Origin of the sequence: Clostridium sp. D5, from assembly GCF_000190355.1 — a bacterium.
In the GTDB taxonomy this organism is placed as follows: Bacteria; Bacillota; Clostridia; order Lachnospirales; family Lachnospiraceae; genus Faecalicatena; species Faecalicatena fissicatena_A.
In genome coordinates this window covers 72577-95416 of sequence record NZ_GL870819.1, presented here as the reverse complement: position 1 = coordinate 95416, position 22840 = coordinate 72577, and the positions used below count along the sequence as shown (strand labels likewise).

Sequence of the window (22840 nt, the reverse complement as noted above, 5' to 3'; positions counted from 1 at the left end):
TTTTATTTTTGTTTCTCCATATATTTAATAACTGAATTTCCTCTGTAAAATTAGATATTTTATGACATATCGAGCATTTTTCAGCAAGGAGGCTCTTATGATTTTCACTTTAAATTTTCAGTCAACACTGGAACATGAGGAAATTCTTCCTGTAGATCCTGTGGAATTTCCATACATTTGTAATTATGCTGAATTAAATAATTGTATTGACCGATGCTTCCCTTGGCATTGGCATCCATTTTTCGAATTGGACTATATCGTGGAAGGTGAAATAGAGCTCAGAACAGCGGATAACGTATATAATCTGAAAAAGGGAGATGTCTTTTTTATCAATTCTGGAGTTATGCATAGTGTTCATGCAAAAGATAAAATGTACGGATGTAAAATCTATGCCCATTTATTTGATATGCATTTTCTGTCTGGAACGTATAATAGCCTGTTTGAACAAAAATATTTTCTTCCCATTATAAAAAACCAGGATTTTCAAATTTATCTTATTCATTCAGACTCTCATCGAAGAATTCGGATGATCCAAATTTTTTTAAGAATGATAGAATTGAATAAACAGGAACCTTTCGGATTTGAGTTTGAAATCCGGAGGGAATTATGCAACTTTTGGTGTATGCTACTTGAAGAAACTGCAGATTTACGTAAGCAGAATACTGAAAGGAACACCATTGATGTCGACCGTCTAAAAAAAATGATGCAATTCATCCATGAGCATTATGCGGATAAAATAACCCTCGGGGATATTGCTATTTCCACTAATATCAGCACCCGGGAATGCAGCAGATGTTTTCAGCGCTGTATTAAAATATCTCCGATTAATTATTTAAATGAACACAGGATTCGTATGGCAGCGCAAATGTTGCTCCAAACCGATAAAAATATTATTACTATAAGTGAAAACTGCGGTTTTAGTTCAAGCAGCTATTTTAGTAAACTTTTTCAAAAAATAATGGGATGTACTCCCAAAAATTATCGAAAAAAATAGAGAGGGATTTTAATCCATCTCAGACTTTTTTAATCTATCTATAGACCACCTACAATGATACCTGTCATTCCGCCTTTGCGGTATCTGTCCCCCTCACCTAACACCAATTTCAATCTCAACAGGATTGCCAAGGCAGTCATAGGCGCTCCAGCCGCGTTTCATTCAGGATGCTGTGGAACTGATCCTTCAGAACTATACACAAAAACTCACATTGGATGATTTTTCAAGAATATTTTCGGTTAATAAATATTATTTTCAGAAACTATTCAAGAGGTATATCGGCTATACCCCCAAAGAGTTCCTTACACTGACGAGGATTAACAATGCCAAAAAACTGCTCCGCTCACAAGGTTCTTCCATTGATCAGATCGCCGAAGCGGTCGGTATTGATAATGCCAGCCATTTTATAAGTATTTTTAAGCGCCACGAAGGTATGACGCCTAAAGAATACCGCATTCAGGAAGCTTCAAAATTGTAATGACCATAATAAAAAAGGAAACGCTGCACTCACTAATACAGGAATGCCGCGCTAAATATTTAGTGCGGCACTCCCTCTCCTCCAGCTATATGGCATTACTTTATAACTCTGCCGTTTATGATTCACCGGTTTTATTTTGATGAATCACTGTTCGCTCTTCCTTATTTCCGTCCCTGCCAGCATTTCATAGTATTTCGCAATAGCGCTGTGATCGTTCCCGCCACAGTCATTTGCATGGAGATACTGCAGAATATCCAACACCATGGATGTCAGCGGCATAGGAGAACCAACGCCATGCGCCGTGTCCAGTGCATTATTGAGATCCTTGATATGCAGGTCTACTTTAAAGCCCGGCTTGAAGTTTCCTTCCGTTATCATTGGTACTTTTGCATTCAAAACCGTGGATCCTGCCAGACCGCCCTTAATAGCATCGAATACCCTGATCGGGTCAACTCCTGCCTTCGTGCTGAGCATAAAGGCTTCCGAAACCGCGGCGATATTTAATGCAACAATGATCTGGTTTGCTAACTTCGTCGTGTTCCCGGCTCCCAGATCCCCGCAAAGTACAGCAGTGCTTCCCATAACCATAAACGTGTCATACATGGCATCGAAGACTTCTTTTTCCCCCCCTGCCATAATGGATAAAGTACCGTCGATTGCTTTCGGCTCCCCGCCCGATACCGGAGCATCCAGCATTTTAACACCCTTTTCTCTGCATGCCTTTCCGATCTCCTGAGAGGCCAGCGGAGCAATAGAACTCATATCAGCCAGTATCGTTCCGGGAGCCGCCCCCTCCAGAACGCCATTTTCACCTAAAACAACCGTTATTACATGAGGAGAGTTTGGCAGCATTGTAATAATATGGGAGCACTGCTCTGCTATATCTTTTGGGGATTTACCTGCTTTCGCACCCTCACGCTCCATTTCAGACAGATTTTCCTTAACAATATCATAGGCAATCACTTCATACCCTGCCTTTAACAGATTGCGAACCATTGGCTTCCCCATAATTCCAAGTCCTATAAATCCTATTCTCATTTTAACAACCTCCTGCCATTTTTCTTATAGCTTCTATGATAGTTTCTTTTGTAAGCCCGTGATAAGCAAGAACATCCTGATAACTGTGGGCGCTGCATCCGAATGTATCCTGGATCCCCACAAACTCTATTGGTTTACATTCTTTACAAAGCGATTCCGCAACTGCACTTCCCATGCCGCCGACAACATTATGTTCTTCTGCCGTAACTACTGCCCTGCAGTCTTTTGCCAACCCGGCAATGATCTCTCTGTCCATTGGTTTTATTGTAGACACATTTATTACTTTCACAGAGATTTCCTCTGCCAGTTCCTGCGCCGCCTCAAGTGACAGCCCCACCATATAACCTGTTGCAAACACTGCCACATCAGAGCCTTCCCTGAGTACCGACGGTATCCCTATCTCAAATTTTGCTCCCTCTTTTGTTACATTCGGATAATCATTACGGTTCAATCTTATGTAACAGGGGCCCTGCATCTCAACCATTGCCTTCACTGCTTCTGCTGCTTCGTTCGCATCGGCAGGGCACAAAACTGTCATATTCGGAAGCGCCCTGAAAACAGCCAGATCCTCCACGCACTGGTGTGTTGCGCCATCCCCGAAGTCGGAAAGGCCGGAGGAGGAACCACAGATCTTTACATTGAGCTTCCCGATGGCGATCGTCTGGCGGATCTGATCGAAAGCCCTTCCCCCGGAAAAAACTGCAAAGGAGTTTGTAAATGGAATCTTGCCGGTCTGAGCGAGGCCTGCTGCCACGCTTGTCATATTGGCCTCCGCAATTCCCATCTCAAAATGTCTTTCAGGAAATCTTTTTTCAAAAATATTTCCCATGGTTGATGCACCCAGATCCGCATCCAGAACTACGATTCTATCGTCCGTTTCTCCAAGTTCTGCCAGTGTATTCCCATAAGCCAGTCTCTGATTTGTGTAACTCATAGTCATCCTTCCTTTCCTTAAGCCAGTTCCTCCAGTGCTTGTTTATAAGTTTCCTCTGTCAGCTGTCCATTGTGGTAGCCGACTACATTTTCTGCAAAGCTTACGCCCTTTCCCTTGACTGTATTTGCTACAATCACACTTGGAACGCCTTTTACTTCATCCACCCGGTCCAGTGCCTCCAGAATTTCTTTCATACTATGCCCGTCAATTTCAATTACGTTCCATCCAAAGCCCAGGAACTTTGCCATAATGTCACCCGAATTCATTCGTTCCTTGGTTTTTCCGTTCGCCTGCAGACCATTCCGGTCCACGATGGCCACCAGATTATCTGCATGGTAAGCGCTGGCTGCCATGGCAGCTTCCCATACCTGGCCTTCCGCAATTTCTCCGTCTCCGAGCAGTACATAGGTCTTCCTGCCCAGCTGGTTCATTTTCTGCCCCAGCGCCATTCCCAGGCCGATGGACAGCCCCTGTCCCAGTGAACCTGTCCCCGCCTCTATTCCCGGAGTCTTATTCACATCGGGATGTCCCTGCAGATAAGAACCGATTTCCTTTGTGGTTTTCAGATCCTCTGCCGGAAAATATCCGCTTTCAGCCAGTGCGGCGTACTGCAGGATCGCAACGTGGCCCTTGCTTAACAGGAAGCGGTCGCGGTCCTCCAGTTTGGGATTTTTGGGATCGTGTTTCATCTTATAGAAGTATAAGGCAGCAACAATATCTGCCGATGAATTTGATCCCCCAATGTGACCTGCCACGCCTACGCCAATGCTGATAATGACATCTCTTCTGAGCCGTTTTGCAGTTTGCTGTAATTCTTTTATTAATTTCTCAGTGTATTCCATATGTAAGACCTCCTACTTGTCTGTAATAACTACCTTGACCAGTTCGCCCGGCTGATGCGCCAGTTTTTCAAAATATTCCGGGACCTGTTCCAGGCGAATCTCTCTGCTGATTAATGGTTTCACATTTAAACTGCCGCTGTTTAACATTTCCACCACTTCTTTAAACTCTCCGTATCCATATAAAAAAGAACCAAATACAGATAACTCCCTCGTCACAATTTCCTGCATATTAATCTCTACCATTGGTTTGTTGTTCCCAATCCAGACGGCCTTCCCGCCAAAGGCAAGTGCTGACATTGCCTGCTGCACCGTGGGGGTTGCCCCAACTGCCTCAATAGCCACATCTGCCCCCAACCCGTCTGTTTCTTCCAGGACTTTTTTCTTAAAATCTTCCTTGCCGGGATTGATTAATACATCTGCCCCCATTTTTTTTGCCAGCTCAAGGCGGCTGCCGCTCAAGTCAGAAACCAGTATTTTTGCAGGATTCTTCATCTTTACACATGCCAGCGCCAGCAGCCCTATCGTTCCGGTTCCTATCAGCAATACATTTTTTCCTTCCAGTTCCCCCGCATGAGAGACGCCCCTGTAAGCAACTGCCAGCGGTTCCATCAGAGAACCGATGGCCCATGATATCTCTTCTTTCAGAGGAAAGCAGCACTTTTCAGGAACACAGATATACTCGGCAAATGCACCGTCTACATCCAGAACACCGTATGCCTTTTTATTCATACACAGATGAACATTTCCTTCCCTGCACATTTTGCATTCCCCGCAGAAGTCTACCGGATAAACTGCGACTCTGTCTCCTGGCACGGCTTTTCTGACTCCGTCTCCGGTTTCAACGATCACGCCTGCAAATTCATGCCCCATAATCATAGGTTCCAGCCTGCGCCCCGTCAGGCCAAGATAACCATGAACGTCACTTCCGCAGATTCCGCAGGCTTTCACCCGGATCTTTACTTCTCCTGTTCCTGGCTTTACCTCAGATACATCCTGATACACTAATTTCTCAGGACCTTCATAAACAATTGCTTTCATACTTCACCTCATAAATTTTTATAATTGCCTCTATTTAGGAATTTCACAGATATAAGACTCTATTTCTCTTAAGACCGCAGGCTCCAGCCCCAGCCGGTTTCCGATCCCTAAAAAGAACGGAAGCTTTGACATTTCGGGCAGAGTCATATTCTGAATCTCCGCCTGATCCGTATGCTTTAACATCGGAACACTGCTGTAAAGAAATTCTTTAATATCGTGATTTCCTGTGAGCTCTTTTACACTGTCCGAAAGGCTGTAGTGTGCACGGTACTCCTTCCGCAGATGATATTTTATTTCGTAAACGCCGTTTTCGGCCTTCAATATCTTCCCCTCTTGATACTGCAGCTTTTTCCCATTTATGGATATCTCCCCATCTACGGAAGGAAGTACAATATCTGCACATGCATCAAAAGGAATTCTGCATCTGAAATAAAGTTCACGGTTCCCCTCTATCTTCCAGAAGACCTCATACTTTCCCGCCATTGTCTGTAAGTGCAGATCCAGCCAGCCAACTTCCGGATGAATCTCTGGTTTGATCACAACTTTTGAAAATCCTGCGCCGTCCTCCCTCGGACGAATCCCCGCCATATGGCAGTACATCCATTCCTGAATGGATCCGTTCGCATAGTGATTCAGAGAATTCATACCAGTGTCACTCATGCTCCCATCCGGATTCAGGGCATTCCAGCGTTCCCATATGGTGGTTGCGCCAAGTGTCACAGGATAAAGCCAGCCCGGATATTCTTTTCCAAGCAGCAGCCTGTACGCAAGATCACTTCTCCCACAGTCCGACAGCGCGTCCAGTATCAGGGGAGTTCCTACAAAACCGGTCTTCAGAGTATAGCCATCTTTCCGGATTCTCTCGATAAATCGTTCCCTGATCTTCTCTCTTTTTGCTTCCCCCTTCACAAGGCCGAATTCTAATGCAATGATATAAGCAGTCTGGGTATCAATGCACAAATTGCCGTTTACGGTAAAGTACTCTTCCTGAATTGCCTTCTGGATTGCATCTGCCTTTTTATGGTATTTGATATGGTCCGCCTCTTTTCCAAGAACTTCTGCTGACTTGGCCAGAATTTCCACAGAATAATAAAAATACGAACTGGATACGTAATATACGTCCGTACCCCCAGTCGGCATATGATAATATCCCCCATCCAGAGCAAGCCAGTCACCATAGTGGAATCCATTCTGCCACAAATCAGGGTTCGTTCCATTCTCAAGATTCTGCTGGTCTATGTAGGCAATCCAGCCCTTCATGCTCTCGTATTGTTCTTCCAGAATGCTTGTATCCCCGTAATACCGGTACATCTTCCACGGAATAATCAGTGCGGCATCCCCCCATGCGGCAGATGTCCGGTCATTTCTTCCTACAGAAGGGACAACCTGCGGAACCAGTCCGCCTGTATCTTTCTGTTCCAGAGCTATGTCATTCAGATATTTGCGAAAAAATGCGTAACAGTCCATATTCAGGCATGCGGTCCCGGAAAATATCTGTGCATCCCCGGTCCACCCCAGTTTTTCATCCCTCTGAGGACAGTCTGTTGGAATATCCAAAAAATTTCCTTTCTGGCTCCACAGGATATTTGAAATCAACTGATTCAGCAGCTCATTTCCAGTTGTAATCTCCCCGGTCCGATTTAAATCCGAATAAATAACTTCGCCCTTAAAATCTTGTATTTGTACCTCCGTAAAGCCACACAGCCGCACATAGCGGAAACCGAAAAAGCACAGCCCGGGGCCAACCTCTTTTTCTGTGCCGTCGGAAATATAATCAAACCTGGCTTTTGCGGTCCGGTAATTTTCGTTGTAAAAACAGCCATTCTGCAGTACCTCTCCATACTCAAGGCTAAGTTTCTGCCCTGCCCTTTCCCGGCAGATAAAGGATACCCACCCCACCATGTTTTGTCCCATATCCAGAACAATTTCGCCCGCCGGAGTCCGAATAACAGCCCGTGGAGAAATAATTTCCTTTCTTTTGATAGGAATACCGATCCTATCCTTCACTATCTTTTTATCCAGCAGACCTTTTTTTACCGGATAATACTTTCCATCGTCCGCTGTATCGTCCCTGAATTCCCCGTTATAGATATCGGATAATATGGTTTTGCTTTTCTTTACTTTCCAGGAACCGTCCGAGCTTAAAACACATGCTCCGTTTACATAGAAATCTGCCAGCAGTTCAAATGCCTTCCCCTGCCGGTACTGGTCGTTCTGACGGTATCCATACATGCCCTTATACCAGCCGTCCGCCGCCCGGACCTCCAACAGGTTTTCTCCTTCCTGAAGCATGCCAGTAACATCATAAGTCTGATACTGTATATAATGGTCGTACGCCGTTATGCCCGGAGCCAGAATCTCATCCCCTATGCGCCTGCCATTCAAAAATGCTTCATATACTCCCAAACATGTTATATAAAGCCGCGCTGTTTTTACCGGCTGATCCAGCCTGAATGATTTAACATACACTGGATGTACCGCCGGATCCAGGTCCGGAGAAATGCACTCTCCCCTGAACCCCTCTGCAAGCAGCCCGGTTTCGAACCATGCCGGTTTGCTTTCCGAGCACCTGCCCGCGCGATCCCATACCTGAACCTTCCAGAAATAACGGTGCCTGGGTTTTAGCTCTATGTTGATTCTCGTTCCAATCCCCTGCACCGATGCGGAACGCTTTGTATCAAAAACAACGTTATTTAACGCTTCATCCTCATACACAACAATACGTGCGCCGTCAGTCTTCTCATCATTACTTCCCTCTACGATATAACTTGCTGTGATTGTTTTAAATAAGTATCCCAGAGGGTTTTCTATGTGGTTAATTTTAAGGCTGTGTATCTCCATCCGCTTCGTTCCCCTTTCCCTGCACTTTTCATCTCCTCATTTATCTTCTAACCTTTTACGCTGCCAGCCGTGAGTGATGAAACAAAATATTTCTGAAGGAACAGGAATACCAGATACAGCGGTATAATAATCATACAGATTGCCGCGCACAGCAATGGCCAGTTGGTTCCGAATTCCCCTTTAAAATTCATCAGTCCTACCGTAAGCGGAAGCCCTGCGGTTGTGGTAAGCGTTGCCGTCTTGGCCCACATAAGTTCTCCCCAGATAAAAGTAAAATTCATAACAATACAGGTTGCAAGTGCACCTTTCATAAGCGGAAGAACCACTTTAAAGAGGTTCCTGATCTCGCCGGATCCGTCGATTCTGGCCGCCTCCAGCAGCTCCTTTGGGATCGTGTCGAAAAAGTTTTTCAATATAACCGTAGTTCCGGGGATGGACCATCCTACATATGCAATTATAATCGGTATATACTTTACTCCCAGCATACCGGCTTTGGACATCATCATATAAAGCGGTATGATAATCGTTTCCGTCGGGAGAAGCTGGATTGCAAAACAGAGCATAATAATCAGTTCCGTATGCGGAATGCGCAGTCTCGCCAGGGCGTATGCTGCCATGACGGATATTACCTCAATACAGACAAGGGAGACCACTGCTATGATGATACTATTCAAAAAGTATTCCCCTATGTGCCCCTGTGTAAATGCCTTAACAAAATTATCGAGTCCCAGTTTCTGCGGAAGCGCCCATATATCTGCGAAAAATTCTTCCAGTGTTTTAAACGAAGTCTGCAAGGAAAAAAGAACCGGATACGTCCATATCACCACAAGCAGGATCAGCACGATCCTGCTGGCAACCGGAAACAGCTTTATCTTCTTCCGGCTTTTTCCTGTATGTACCGCCGCTGCATTAGTACTCATATTTGTCACCTCCGATTCCTTTCCTTAAAATGCCCAGGATCACCACAACAATGATTGCATATATCACACTGTTTGCTGCGGCAAGTCCATATTTATTAAACATAAATGCCTGCTCAATGATTTTCAGCGGGGCGGTCTTGGAGATATCTCCCGGCCCTCCGCCGGTCATGGTAAATACAATATCATAGGTTTTAAATGCACTCATAACGCACATGGACAGTGCAAGCTGAATAGTTGGTTTAATGAGGGGAAGGATAATATGACGTACCTCCTGCCTGTAAGTAGCCCCGTCCAGCTTGGAGGACTCAAAAAGGTCAATTGGAAGTCCGATAATCCCCGTATACACAAGCATCATTACCGTGCCGCTGCTTCTCCATCCCTGCACGATTCCTATTACTGCCAGCACCGTTCCTTTCTTTGCCAGCCAGGCCGTCTGCAGGTCTCCCATCCCAATCAGTCTCAGAATATTATTCAGCAGACCTTCATCCGTTGCCAGAACCAGGGTAAACAAAAGCCCTACCACAGACAGCGGGAGCATGACCGGACTATAGAATACAAAACGGTAAACCGCACCTTCGATCCTGCTCACCTTATAGATTAAAAGTGAAAGCCCAATCCCCAAGGCCATTGCCACCGCCGTAGCGATGAGGGCGATCACCAGTGAAAAGCCGATTGCCTTCAGGCTGGCCCTGTCAGCAAAAAATTTGAAATAATTACCTGCACCGTTGAAGCTCATTCCCGATACGCCGTCCCAATTGCAAAAACTCAGCACAACATTCCATATAACTGGTATTATAGTTGCAAATGTTACAATAATCAGTGCCGGGATGCAAAACACGCCGCCAATCATCTGCAATTTTACGGTCGTGCTTAACCCGCTTTTTCCCACTTTCTTCATTTTAGCGGACACTCTTTACTCCTCCTTTCATTATTTTGCTCACCATATCCAGTTATTTTCTCCTGAAAAAGGGCAGAAAAATACTGCCTTAAAACAAACTCGCCGTTATTTCAAGGCAGTACCCGCTTCAAGTGAACATGTTAACAATATGCTATTTATCCAGAGCTGCTTCTCTTAATTCATCCAGTTCGCTCAAAGCTGTCTCTCCATTATAGATATAGTTCGCCGGCATCTGGTTCTGCATGTAATCAGAAAGCTCGGCATCCACATTTATAATCTCTGAAGGATAAATCTGATCAATACATCTGGAAATAGACTGCATAAACCCCTCATCAACTGCTGCATCCTCCGCAATTTTTGCGCATGGAACCTGTCCGTTTTCTGCACGGTATGTCATAATCTCTTCCCCTGTCAGCCATTTCATAACTTCCACGGCGCCCTCCACGTTTTTCGCACATGTTGGAATAAAGTAACCGTCACAGCCGCCCAGCAGAGGGTTTGTCGGATTATTTCCCATGATCGGGAAGTCGCAGACTTTAAATTCCTTCAGTCCGGAATTGTCGATCGTCGTCTTCATCGCAGTGGAAGAATCAAATATAAATCCGATTTTGTGAGCGGAAATCGCTCCGTACAGCTGATCTCTTGTAACTGCAAGTGCACCGTCTCCCGGATAAAACAGACCTTCATCAAATACAGCTTTTACCTTATCAAGTGCCTTTACAACTTTTTCATCCTTAAAAGAAATCTCACCTGCATTCCACTGATCCAGTTCTTCATCCGTATCCCATGCCTGCATCACTGCGTTTCTGGATAACCAGCATGCGTACATATCGGCAATTCCTGCACCTGAGGCGTCTGTATTTTCCTCGATCTTCCGGCTTAAATCGCAAAATTCTTCCCATGTCAGCTGGTCACTCAGTTCCTCATCCTTGATTCCCGCGGCACGAGTCACTTCCAGGTCCACCAGCATTGCTGGATACACTGTCTTATACGGTAAATTATAAAGTTTCCCGTCATAAGTTCCGATGTCCAGCATACCCTCGTTGAATGTGGCTTTCCATTCATCGTCCATATATTCATTCAGATCTGTGGCAAGCCCCACCTCCGTAAAACTGTTCATCTGATTCGGCCAGTATTGAACCAGATCCATCTGCTCGTCCGCTGCCGCCGCTGTTTTTACAGTCTGCTCTACAGATGCCGCATCCCAGGGTTTTGTGACAATATTGTATTTGTCACCGAACTTTTCAATCAGCTTTTCTTCCACTGTGTTGTTTACATCCCCCGGGTTTGTAATCAGAATAACCAGGTCCTGTTTTCCGTCAGAGGCCTTGTCTTTGCTTTTGCCCTTATCTTCGTCCGCACTTTGCCCGCAGCCGATAAGCGACATTGTAAGAATCCCTGCCAACAACGTTGCTAATAACCTTCTTTTCATTTTCTTTCTCTCCTTCTCTTTCTTTGATGTTTTTATTATATCAAGCCAGTTAACCTCTCATTTATGACAAAATTCTATAAAAATATATCACTTTTCTATACTCCACGTATTATTTCGAAAATAATTCTTTAAATATCAAAAGGCAGAGAAATAAGCAAACTTTTTACTTTTCTCTGCCCCGGAGCGTATCTGATCATTCGTATGTCCGGCCATCTACATTGCTCAGACGGACGTGATGTATACGCAGACGCGCACTGCTATATATTCTGTTTCAAGAGTACTTTCACTATAATGTCAAACTTTCAGGGATTGCTGTTCAGCTTTGTTTTTCCTTCCTTATGGCTCCTGCACTCTTACCAGTACATCTGTGAAAAGTCCTTGAGAAGTATGCATAACTCCCAAATCCTGTTTTTGCGGCGATCTCGTGTATGGGAATGCTGGTATATCTCAGCATGCTGACAGCTTTTTGAACTCGAAGGCTGATCAGATAATCCGTAAAGCTTTTTCCCACCTCTTTTTTAAACTTCGCAGAAATATAGTTCGGGGTGCGGCCAAAAACACTGCCAATAGATTCCACACTGATCGGTTCTCCGTAGTGTTCTTCCATATAATCACAGATATTTCTAATCAGCAGGGAAAACTCCTCCGCATTGCCGGATGACCGTTCCCCGTTTAAGGACCACTTCAAATATTCTTCAAATTCCTGGATACTTTTTTCGAAGTGGGCGGCATCCTCAATCACACTCTTTTCAAATTCGGGCCCGCTTTCCATTCCCCCCCGCTGCAGCAGCGACAAATAACAGTGCCTAAAAAAAGCCGCCATTCCGGATTTCCGGTATCTTTCCTTTTCAGCCAGTTTGCTGAGTTCCGAAAATATTTCGTGCAGTTCTTTCTGCTCCCTGCGCAAATAGGCGTCCACGATCCGGTTCTGATAATACTTCTGCCGCTCCTCCGGAAATTCAGCCTTCTGGCTCTGCTCCCCGGTTATATATAAGATACATTCTCCGCTTTTCCCATAATATGTCCGGTCCAGCGCATCGTTTGCATGCTGGTAAGCAGTATGAAGTTCCTTCAGCCCCAGTGAATCAGAAATTCCGGCAGTCAGTGCCAGTCCTTCCTGCAAAAGCACTTCGTTCACTTCGCCAATCGCCTTCTTAATCTCATACTGAAAGTTTAAGTTCCTCATCTGTGAACTGTCCCCCTGGCAGATCAAGGCTAAACGGTTCTCCTGAATGACAAATACGGCACCTTTGTCCATGAGCCGTTCTTTAATCTGCGTGATTGTTTTTTCTTTTAATGGCTTTTTCAGCATTTTCCCATTGGAGCGTTCAATCTGCACTAATACCAGAAATGAAAGGTTGCCTGTAATATCGTATCCATACTTATATGCCAGAAGCTGTTTCAGTTTATCCTCATTCCCGATTGCTTCCCCTTTTGACAGTAAGTGAAGAAAGCTTTTCTCATAGATGCCAAAATAGACATCCTGCTCCTCGATCCTGGATGAAAGCTCTCTGGCATTTTTCATCACGATGTCAATCAGCTTATCCGGTTTCACGGGCTTCAAAATATAGTCATCCGCTCCCAGTCTGATTGCCTTCTGGGCATATTCGAACTCAGAATATGCGCTCAGAAGAATATACCTACAGTTGTCCAGATTTTTACGCACGACTTCCAGCAGCTCCAGACCATCCATATCAGGCATCCGGATGTCTGCAATGATAATGTCCGGTTTCTCCGCCGTCAGTTTTCTGGCTGCCTGCGCGCCGTCCGCATAATCAGTCACCTCTGTAAACCCATACTTATCCCACTCAATTCCGTAACGGATCCCTTCTCTGACCTGCCTGTTGTCGTCCACAATCATTAATTTCATGCTTTCTCCTCCATACCGACCGTAACCTTTACTATGGTGCCCCATCCGCGCCTGCTGTAAATCTTAACCCCAAACTCCCCGCCGAAACGCAGCCGGATTCTGTCATTTATATTTCTAAGTGCAAATGCTGATTCAGGGTTTCCGTCTTGCAAAATTCGGTTTAATCCCTCTGCATCACATCCGATTCCGTTATCTATCACAAAAATATGCAGCCTATCGTTCTTTTTCCTTATCCTGATTTTTACTTTTCCATTCATTTTCGTTTTATTCAGCCCATGCCCTACCGCGTTTTCTATGAGGGGCTGGGTGATCAGCTTTGGAATCACATATGCCTTAAGCTCTCCCGGAACATCTTTTATAAACTCGATCCTGTCTCCCATTTGGAAATCCAGTAAAAATATATAATCATTTATGAATTCCAGATCTTCCCGGATAGGGATCATCCCCTCCCCGGACGCCAGTATTTTGCGGTATATATCCGCCAGAACCTCCAGCAGTTCGCTGACTTCATAATCCTTATTGCGAATCGCAAGCCAGTGGATAGAATCAAGAGAGTTATATAAGAAGTGAGGATTTATTTTAGCCAGCATCATCTCCCGCTCCGCTTCCTGGGTTTTAATAGTCTGAACATAGACCTGATTAATCAGTTTATTGATGTGAGACACCATATCCTCAAATCCGCTCTCAACATTACCGATCTCATCCCCTGCCACTTCATACTCTTTTTTTTCAAGAACGCCCTGCTTTACCACGTGAATACGCTCTGCAAGATGATGAAGAGGCTTTATAATCGTTTGATTCTGAATCATCCCATAGATACATCCAAACAATACACACAATAATATAACAGAAAAGATAAATATGAATTGTGTACCCAGATAAGATATTTTCTTTTCTGTCTGCAGCATATACCAGCCGCTCTCATCGCATTTTGCATAAAGGGCAATCTGCGGGCCTTCACTGCTGTCCACAGTAAAATATCCGGTATCTTTCCGATTATCCTCCGCCCAGATATTGGATCTGCACAATTCAATCATTTTAGAATCATCTGAATTGGACAGAATCACATTTCCGTCTTCATCAAACAGAACAATATCCTGTCCTATTTCATTATCTGAATAAGGCAGCAATTTTCCCAGTACCGCTTCCTCATCAATATGTATACTTAATACGCCTTCATTCTGAAGCGTCAGTTTCTTCATAATGCTTGTATAAAATGAAATCTGAGGCCTTGTTGTAACATGAATCCCCGGCTTAAAGTTTACCTCGTTGCCGGCCGTCCATAGATAGAGGACTTCGTCTGACTCAATTTTATCGGTGAATTCTTTATTCTCTGACTCCTCCATATAACTGGATCCACGCTGAAATAGCACCTGCCCGTTTTTGCTGACCGCAATCACGCTGCAGAATTCGATCTTATCCACCGCTGAGTTCATTTTCTGCGCAGCATTCTTATAGTCCATAACCGTTGCATTTCCGGACAAAATGGCATTGATAGAATCATCTCCTGACAACACGGCGGCCTCTCGGGTAACATTTTGATTCAGGGTATCGATATCATTTGCCGACCGCAGAAGCTGGTTGATCTGCATTTCATACTGGTTCCGCTCACTCAGCCGGAACATCCTGACACTGAACAATATCCCCAGAACAATAATGGGGATAATCACAAAGAGTATCAGGGACATAATCATCTTCTGGCGGATCGCCATTTGATTATAGTATTTTTTTAAATATTCTCTGAAATGGGGTTTTTTCATTGTATTCTCTCATCCTCGTATTAAGTAAGATAAAAAAAGAATGGGGTTACCATCCTTATTATTGTTTTCAGGAAGTCCTGTTTTACATTCCTATATTTTCCATCTACAGTCTACCACAAATTGCACAAGAAACAAATGATAATTCTCTGGTAATGAGTGGAAATAACCAATTTAATAAAAGCGAAGTGTACTTTATACATACACTTCGCTTTTCATCCTACTTTTCCACCGGCACACGTACTACTTCTTCGCCCACATAAAAGAGCAGCTCGCTTACATTTTCATAATCCGCCATTTCATAATTATACCCACGCCCTCTGTATTTCGTTCTCTCCTCATTCGTATACTGGCTGTTAAGATGCTGAAGTACATTTTCACGCACACTTCCATCCTCATACACCAGACCCATAGGATATGGAGGATCAACAACATGTTCAAATTCAACCTCCACAGCTTAGTATGTTTCCCGCATCCAGCTCCCTTCAGATTCCACCTCACGATGGACACCCTTGCCTTCGGCTATATCCTTCCCACTACGGAGCGGATTCCAGACTTACACTGGTTAGAAACGTGCGCCGCCGGGCGCACTACTAAAAAATCGCTCAGACCTCACGGTCCGGGCGATTTTTCTTTTAGGGAAGTTCTTTTACTTCCCCTATAAAGACGGGGTGCCCTAAGGCGCCCCGCAAACCCCCAATTTTATTTTATAGCCTTTTCTTCTTCCAGATGATAAGGACTGTTGTGCCGCCTGCCAGCAGGCAGATTATGAATAACATAATAAATGGAGAGTCATCTCCTGTCTTAACCGTATGATTCTGGCCTGACGGAACCTTAGATGGGTTTAATGGTTTTGTTGGGTCTGATGGCTTCGTTGGCTCGGATGGTTTTGCCGGCTCTTCGCCTGCTGAAGCAACTGTAATCATAAACGGAGATAATGAATCAATTGTAATCGTGATTTTCCCATCTTTAACAACTGTTTCCTTAGCTTCAATCTCTCCATCTTCTTTCATGTGATATACAATTGCATCACGCCCATTGTGCTTCTCACCAACCTGGAAGGTAAGTATAAACGATCCTTGTGCTTCTCCGGTTACAGACACCTCATAAGCGCCTAATGCTTCCATGCCTTCCGCCATTTTTGCCTCCAGCGCTTTATATGTATCGTTTTCCACTGGTATTACAGCCACATTCAGAACTGCATCCTTACTAAATATTCCTTGTATCTCTGTAGGTGGTGTGGTACCGTCCCCCTTGTTGATAAGTATATCCTTCTTATCATCTGGATCTACCGGCGGATTGCCTGTTTTTGCTGGGACACGGACCGTGATAGTCTTTTCAGCACTCACAGTTTCGTCTGCCACACTTGTGACAATAAAGGTCACATCAACATCTGCTACTTTATCCTGTGGAACGATTGTCCCGTCCAAAGCTATGATATTTTCATTGCTGGTAGACTTAATCGCGATACTAAAGCCCTCCGGTACCTCCGGCATAGTCAGCTTTGTTTCGTTTTTCCCCGGCATGGTGACTGTAAGGGAATCTGCTACCTCTTCCACCGTCATTGTTCTGGACGGCACTGTTACTGTGATTACCTTTGACGCTGATTTTCCATCTTTTGTAACCGTAAAAGTCAGCTCAACGCTTGTCACCTCTGAAGGTGGAATAATTGTGCCATCCAGAGCAATCACATTAATATTGCCGGAGGCTGTGAGAGCTACGCTGAATCCCTCAGGTACTACAGGCATCTCCAGCTTCACTGCATCCTTTTCCGGCGGGGTGACGGTCAGCGCATCCGCTACCATCTCAACCGTAGCCGTTTTTGCCGGCACTGCTATTGTAATAACCTTTGTCGCAGATTTACCGTCCTTTGTGACGATAAATGTCACATCAACATCCATTGCCTGTTCAGGAGGCGTTATCGTTCCGTCCAGAGCGATGACATTTTCATTGCCGGACGCTGTAATGGCTACACTGAATCCGTTTGGAACTGCAGGCATGGCCAGCTTTGTCTCGTCTGGCTGCGGCATAGTCACTGTCAGCGCGTCTGCCACCATCTCAACCGTAACGGTTCTTGGCGGAACTACGACAGTGATGACCTTGGATGCCGAATCTCCCTCATCTGAAACGGTAAAGGTCAGTGCAACGCTTAGTGCCTCATCCGGTGGTGTAATTGTGCCGTCCAGTGCAATCACATCTTCATTGCTGGACGCTGTAAGGGCAACATTGAACCCAGTCGGCACTGTCGGCATCTCAAGCTGTGTTTCGCCAGGTGCAGGCGGCCTAACTGTCAGACTTTCGGCTACTGTATCCACCGTGTCAACCGATGCTGACACTTCTTGAATAAACTTCGCGTCAGCCCAGTCTGAATGGTCGCTCCAGTCATTCTCGCCCTGTTCAACCACCAGAGTTATTGTTTCAATGCCTTCGTCAAGCGGTATGTTCACCGCCTTCTGCTCCGTGTTAAATACCATCTCTCCGCTGTCAAATACTGCGTTTGTCTCGTCACCATTCAGATATACTTTAAAGGTAACTGATGCATTGAAACCGTCCGGGTTCTGTGAGTAATCAACTCCTACCATAGCTTCAAATGAAGTATATCCCCTGTCCTTGATATTGTACGTAATTTCTGATGGAGCGTGGACTCCAAGTCCCTTTTCGTATGTAACAGGTGCATTGCCTGAGCCGGTAAGCTGTATAGCAGCTCCGCTGTGACTCACATCCTTGCCGATGCTTCCGCCGTCACCTGAAGTACCGCTTGTCCACTCCAAATCGGATAAGTAATCCAATGCCGCCACGCTCTTGATCGTGACACTTTTCGTCCCAAGCAGCTTATCGCCCTTGGAAACCTGTAATATAAGGGTCGTGTTTTTCACATCTTCATCGATGCTTAATACACCCTTATCGCTGATAACTACGCCTGCAACAGGTTTCTGCAAGCTCCATTCACATTCAAAATCCGGTATAGCTGTTCCATCCGCGGTAAATATTTCGGCTGTATAATTTGCTGTTAAAGCTGTGCCTTCCACCTTTGTCAGGATATCTTTTCCCTGAATTTCTGCATGGTCGGCCTCTGTTGAATCCATATACTGGACAGTTGAAAGCGCGCATGTGGCATCCCCACCGTTGTTGCCGTCAGGATCCATAACCAGCTGCAGCTTATCACCCTTTGCTACATCCGCTGAAAAGGATATATTCAGGGTTCCTGTGCTGCCCAGCACTTTCCACTCACTGTCTGCTGGCCATACCTTTTTCCCGTTCTTTAGTACCTTAAATGCAACACTCCCAGCCTGTCCGGTATATTTTGTGGCATCCGTCTGGAACATAACCGTTCCATCCTTAGGCACTTCAAAGGTTCTGACCGCTAAGGTATTCTCTGCTGAATGCAAGAATCTCGGCCCGGAATAAATCCAGTTGCCATTTCCCTTGCCCCATGCAGATTCGCTTTTGATGTAGCCGAACGCATTGTCTGGCATTGAAGTAATCTCGCCGCTGTTTTTGTCCATGGTCTGGTAATACCAGTTATTTGCGCCGTTCTTACCCGGAACTAAGCACTTGACTGCCGGGAAAAGGTTGTAGTCATTTTTCCCAGTTGTTTGAACAATGTATGTCTTGCTACCCAGCCCGTCCGGTGAAATAACTTCAAATACTATCTGTCCGTCTTTATTCAGTGAAACCTTGGTGTAGTCTACGTTGTCTAAATTAGTTTCCTTATGCGCGGGCATCTCAGTACCGTTGATTTTGACTGTAGACTCGCTGTTTACCGGCAGAGCCTTCACATAGAAGTCCTTTTCATATCCCTCCAGAGGCATTGTGTAATCTGTCGTTTTGGCATCAAATGCGATGTCCTTGCCACCTATAGAAAAGCCCTTGAGGTTATAGTTATTAACAGTATCAACGCCTTTATCTGCATAAACCTCAAATTCCTTTATGGAAGCCCTTGGCTCTCTGCCCTCGCCTCCTCCCTGTGTCAGCTTCACATCAGTAAATTCAACCTTAATATACTGCACGCCTTCTGCCGTAAACTTATCCAGATTGTCATTGCCGTGCGCTGTCTTGGAACCAGTAGCTTTTTTATCCCACTTATTTCCGTCTTTGGAGGTATAGATATCATACGTACACTGCAGATAGTCATGTTCTACCGCCAGCTTTGCATTCCGTATATTCTTAGCTTCTCCCAGGTCAAGCTGCCATGACTGGGGTTTTCCTTTCGTCACATCCTTCCCGCTTCTCCATAATGTAGTGATATTGCCGTCTACTGCCGAAGCAGGGGGCGTATCTGTATCAGAGGAGGATGCCTTTGCTGTCTTATTCAGCGCCAGGTTCTCTCTCAGCTCACTTTCATCCGGCAATGTGTTTCCTTCATAAATATAAGGGGAAAGCCACAAAAGGTTGCTTGTGTTGGCGCCGGTTATATCCTCCCCGACCAGTGTCATTGTCTGGGCTCCGGATAAGTCAATATCAATATCTACGATATTATCCCTTACAGGACTGGATACATAGCGCAGGACACCGTCCAGGTAAATTTTAAAGACTGCCCCGCCTGTTGTATTGGAAGAATCCTTCAATGCCGCCTTTGCCGTCAACCGGCTGTACGTGCCTTCCAATGCATAGTTGACACGGGTCATATTCGTAAACTCAATGCTGTTGTTGTATGGATTCTCGTTTACAGTAACAGTGCCTTTGGTAATATCCTGTACGTCAAATCCGGGGATTGTATATTCTTTCTCAGTCAGAAACATGGATGCAGTATCCAGCGGAGGTCCTGCTGCAACCTCTTCATACGGCACATACTTCTGTGTAAACTCTTCTGTAGTGATTGTGGCTTCTGCCGATGTCAGACCGGCTGCTTCCACCTTCACTTTAACCGGACCGGCTGTCATTCCTGCCTGTATCATGACACCCATGATACCTGCCTCTGCGTCCACCGGGTTGGATCCGACACGCCTGTTACCATCGCCAATAATTTTCGCATCTCCCTCTAAACTAAAGGTAAGCGTATTTGTTGCTTCCTGGCAAAGGTTGCCGTCTGCATCCAGCACATAGGCATAAGCCATGGCCGCGTCAGAGCCATCTGCTACCAAATTCGCCCCGCTTTGGTCTACTTCAATTTTTAACTGTGCAGGTACGCCGGCTGTGTGCATCTCTTTTGTAAGTATAACATCACCGCTGCCGGAAAGTCCCTCTGCCTTCAGATAAGACCCTGCTGTATAAGGAACATTTTCAAACAGGTACGGCGGATGATCCAAAAGTCCTGCCGTTTTATCGTTAATCGGATTATGGGTCTGCGTCCACAGCTCTGTCCCGTCTGCGCCGATTACCGATAGCCTTACTTTATCCGTGTTACTGTATACATAGATAATTCTGTTTGTATCTGTGCCCACCGGGGTATTCTTTTTATCAAGAATTGGTGCGTTTGCCCCCCAGCTGCTTGCAATAAACATGGACGGACCAGTTTCCGCTCCCTTTGACTCCAAGTAAGCGTCCCGTTCAACTGGACGTTGGCTCTCAAACGCATAGTAGGAGTATTTGGGGATCCTTCTGAGATCCATTATTCCGCATGGGGACATGGTGTCATGATAACCCCTGTTATGGTCAATCCCAATCCACTGTACGACCCCTACGAAACGTTTATCGCTCCGGTTATAGTTCTGGATGCCCTGGGACAAGGAGCAGGCTCCTGTGCCGATAAAGGTGAAGCCGTTCCACAGCTTATTGTTTCCCTGAGTCACCATAGCAGCCTCGCCGCCCGGATAGAAGGTACCCGGTCCCCGTGTGACACGGCAGAAATCCTTAACCAGTCCGTTCTGCTCTTCCCAGTGGTCTCCATATTCACGAATCAGGGACATGGCTGTATCAGACCAGCTTGCCACTTCCTCCGGTGTACCGTACAAAACATCGGCAACTGCACCCTTGTGCGGATTCTCTGCTGATGTCTTGAGTGAGGGATGCTCCTTCTTCGCCAGTGCTTCACAGTCATTTGTAAAGTTGGCAGGAACGCCAGGAGATTCATTTAAGGAAATCTCAAAGGTAAAGATGGATGGATGGTTGCGATCCCTTCGGATCATCTGCTGTATATCGCTCTTTACACGCTTTCCAAATACAGGGTTGCTGTCCCAGTACTGCCAGCCAGGTACACAGTCCATAACAAAGATTCCCAGCTCATCACAGGCATCCAAAAAATCGGAAGAGGGGACATGGTGTGCAACCCGGACGATATTGAACCCGGCTTCTTTAAATTTGATTGCATCTCTTCTCTGCAGACTTGTGGAAGCCGCAAATCCGATATAAGGATACTCCTGATGCCGGTTTACACCAGAGAGGAAGCCCGGATGCTCCCCATTAATCAGTATCCCGGTTTCTTTGCTCATTTCCACCTTGCGGATACCGATAGGGGTTTCTACTTTATCAATCTCTTTGTCGCCCACAGTGACGTGGGATACCAGCTTGTACATATTAGGTGTTTCCAAATTCCAAAGCTTAGGCTTTGTTACCTTGATAGACTGCTCAAAGGTATCTGCCTCCCCGTTTGTTATACGCTTTGTATCTGTTCCCTGTGCTACAACGCTGCCTTCACTGTCCACTACCTCTGTTTTCAACGTCACATCCTGTGGGGCTTTTGCCTCGTTCCTGATATGTGTTTTAACCGACACTGTTGCTTGGGACTTTGATACCTTGGGATAATCCACAAGGACGCCTCCACCGGCTACTACATCTTCAAAATTTGCATTCGTAATATGTATCGGATTTGTTACCTCCAGCCATGCATTGCGGTAAATGCCTCCAAAATAACTGTAATCCAACTGCTTTTGCGGTTTTCCCGGTGGCACGAGACCGTTGTCGCTGTTGTCTGCAAGCACGGTGATGACATTGCGTGAGCCATCACATTTTACCACATCCGTAACATCTAATATGATTGGCAGATAACCACCGTAAAACGTATTTGTCCCGGTTTTGGCCGCTATTGGGGACTGCAGGTGCTGACCGTTTACCCATACGTCGGATACACCCATAATTGCTTCAAACTCAATATAGAGCTTTTTCCCCTGATAGGAATCGGGCAGGCTAAAATGCTTGCGGTACATAGCCTGTCCCTGGTAGTTGCCGCCATTTGTTCTTCCGCTGTTCTGATAAGGCTCCTCGCGGACAGTATGGGGTAGGTTGACATTCTCCCATCCTTCCAAGTCGGACATTGGATAATCAACCCCGGTTGCATCAGGAATGTTTCTTCTTATAAACTTCCACCCCTGATTGAAATTTAATTTCTCTCTTGAACCTTCATAACTAATGTTTAGCGCTGCCCCGGATTCCGGTGCCGCCTTTGCTGGAATTGGCTGTAATGTAAATATCAATATAAAAACATACAAAAATGATAAAATCCTTTTTCTCATGGAAAATTTTTCCTTCCTTTAGTTTCTTGGCACTGAAAAACACCTGTCGACTTTCATCCTTTTTATAAAGTTATAACATCTCCTTTCTACTACAATATATTTATGGTTCATACCCCTTACAACCAGTAAGGATTTACCCATCTTGTTACTTAAACTGTTAGAATGTAGGTAGCAATCGGTATACCGGCTACCTTTCCTTTAGGGTACAATTAATATTGTAAAACTGCTGCTGCCTTTTGCTGTAACTTGCCATGAACCATTTCTTTATTCCCACGGGCAACGGTTATAAGTGCCAGTGGCACTTGTTTAGAACGAACCGCAGTGAAACCTAGACCCCAAGCCATACCTGCATGTTCTTGGCGACTGCCGCGTAGGTCGCGAAACGTCCAGTGGACGTTTGTTCAGCA

At 45.3% G+C, this 22840-nt stretch carries 14 protein-coding genes; 2 read left to right on the top strand and 12 right to left on the bottom strand.

Features of this window, described 5'->3' with window-relative positions; translation table 11 throughout:
- Positions 1–97 precede the first annotated feature (97 nt).
- Together HMPREF0240_RS19760 and HMPREF0240_RS19755 are read left to right on the top strand one after the other, a co-directional pair.
- Positions 98–994 (top strand): AraC family transcriptional regulator, encoded by an 897-nt coding sequence (locus HMPREF0240_RS19760; RefSeq protein WP_035314287.1) that lies wholly within the window; start codon positions 98–100, stop codon positions 992–994.
- Between the two features lie 172 nt (positions 995–1166).
- Entirely contained in the window at positions 1167–1472 is a 306-nt protein-coding gene (locus HMPREF0240_RS19755) for a helix-turn-helix transcriptional regulator (RefSeq protein ID WP_035314286.1), read from the top strand.
- Positions 1473–1616: 144 nt separating this feature from the next.
- On the opposite strand, the gene garR is transcribed toward HMPREF0240_RS19755, so the two are convergent.
- The 12 genes from garR to HMPREF0240_RS19695 all read right to left on the bottom strand — a co-directional run bounded on the left by garR (position 1617) and on the right by HMPREF0240_RS19695 (position 22433).
- Complete coding sequence (gene garR, locus HMPREF0240_RS19750; RefSeq protein WP_009005175.1) at positions 1617–2510, bottom strand: 2-hydroxy-3-oxopropionate reductase; 894 nt, start codon at positions 2508–2510, stop codon at positions 1617–1619.
- A gap of 1 nt (position 2511) precedes the next feature.
- Positions 2512–3444 carry a transketolase C-terminal domain-containing protein gene (locus HMPREF0240_RS19745; RefSeq protein WP_035314285.1) on the bottom strand — a complete coding sequence of 311 codons (933 nt, stop codon included), beginning with the start codon at positions 3442–3444 and terminating at the stop codon, positions 2512–2514.
- 17 nt (positions 3445–3461) lie between these two features.
- Complete coding sequence (locus HMPREF0240_RS19740; protein ID WP_035314284.1) at positions 3462–4286, bottom strand: transketolase; 825 nt, start codon at positions 4284–4286, stop codon at positions 3462–3464.
- A gap of 12 nt (positions 4287–4298) precedes the next feature.
- The gene (locus HMPREF0240_RS19735; protein WP_009005174.1) at positions 4299–5324 is read right to left on the bottom strand and encodes a galactitol-1-phosphate 5-dehydrogenase; all 1026 of its coding nucleotides are present in this window, start codon (positions 5322–5324) and stop codon (positions 4299–4301) included.
- Positions 5325–5354: 30 nt separating this feature from the next.
- Positions 5355–8165 (bottom strand): alpha-L-rhamnosidase, encoded by a 2811-nt coding sequence (locus tag HMPREF0240_RS19730; RefSeq protein ID WP_050794584.1) that lies wholly within the window; start codon positions 8163–8165, stop codon positions 5355–5357.
- A 47-nt stretch (positions 8166–8212) separates the two neighbouring features.
- Positions 8213–9085, bottom strand: a complete 873-nt coding sequence (locus HMPREF0240_RS19725) for a carbohydrate ABC transporter permease (protein WP_035314283.1) — start codon at positions 9083–9085, stop codon at positions 8213–8215.
- The gene (locus HMPREF0240_RS19720) at positions 9075–9995 is read right to left on the bottom strand and encodes a sugar ABC transporter permease (RefSeq protein WP_035314282.1); all 921 of its coding nucleotides are present in this window, start codon (positions 9993–9995) and stop codon (positions 9075–9077) included. Before HMPREF0240_RS19720 ends, HMPREF0240_RS19725 begins: the two co-directional genes overlap by 11 nt.
- Positions 9996–10134: 139 nt before the next feature.
- Positions 10135–11415, bottom strand: coding sequence for an extracellular solute-binding protein (locus tag HMPREF0240_RS19715; protein WP_009005170.1), 1281 nt, complete (start codon positions 11413–11415; stop codon positions 10135–10137).
- A gap of 316 nt (positions 11416–11731) precedes the next feature.
- Complete coding sequence (locus tag HMPREF0240_RS19710) at positions 11732–13285, bottom strand: response regulator (RefSeq protein WP_035314280.1); 1554 nt, start codon at positions 13283–13285, stop codon at positions 11732–11734.
- Positions 13282–15045, bottom strand: coding sequence for a sensor histidine kinase (locus HMPREF0240_RS19705; RefSeq protein ID WP_009005168.1), 1764 nt, complete (start codon positions 15043–15045; stop codon positions 13282–13284). Before HMPREF0240_RS19705 ends, HMPREF0240_RS19710 begins: the two co-directional genes overlap by 4 nt.
- Positions 15046–15262: 217 nt before the next feature.
- The gene (locus tag HMPREF0240_RS19700) at positions 15263–15496 is read right to left on the bottom strand and encodes a hypothetical protein (protein WP_009005167.1); all 234 of its coding nucleotides are present in this window, start codon (positions 15494–15496) and stop codon (positions 15263–15265) included.
- Between the two features lie 253 nt (positions 15497–15749).
- On the bottom strand, positions 15750–22433 hold the full coding sequence (locus tag HMPREF0240_RS19695; RefSeq protein ID WP_009005166.1) for an NPCBM/NEW2 domain-containing protein: 6684 nt from the start codon (positions 22431–22433) through the stop codon (positions 15750–15752).
- Between the last annotated feature and the right edge of the window lie 407 nt (positions 22434–22840).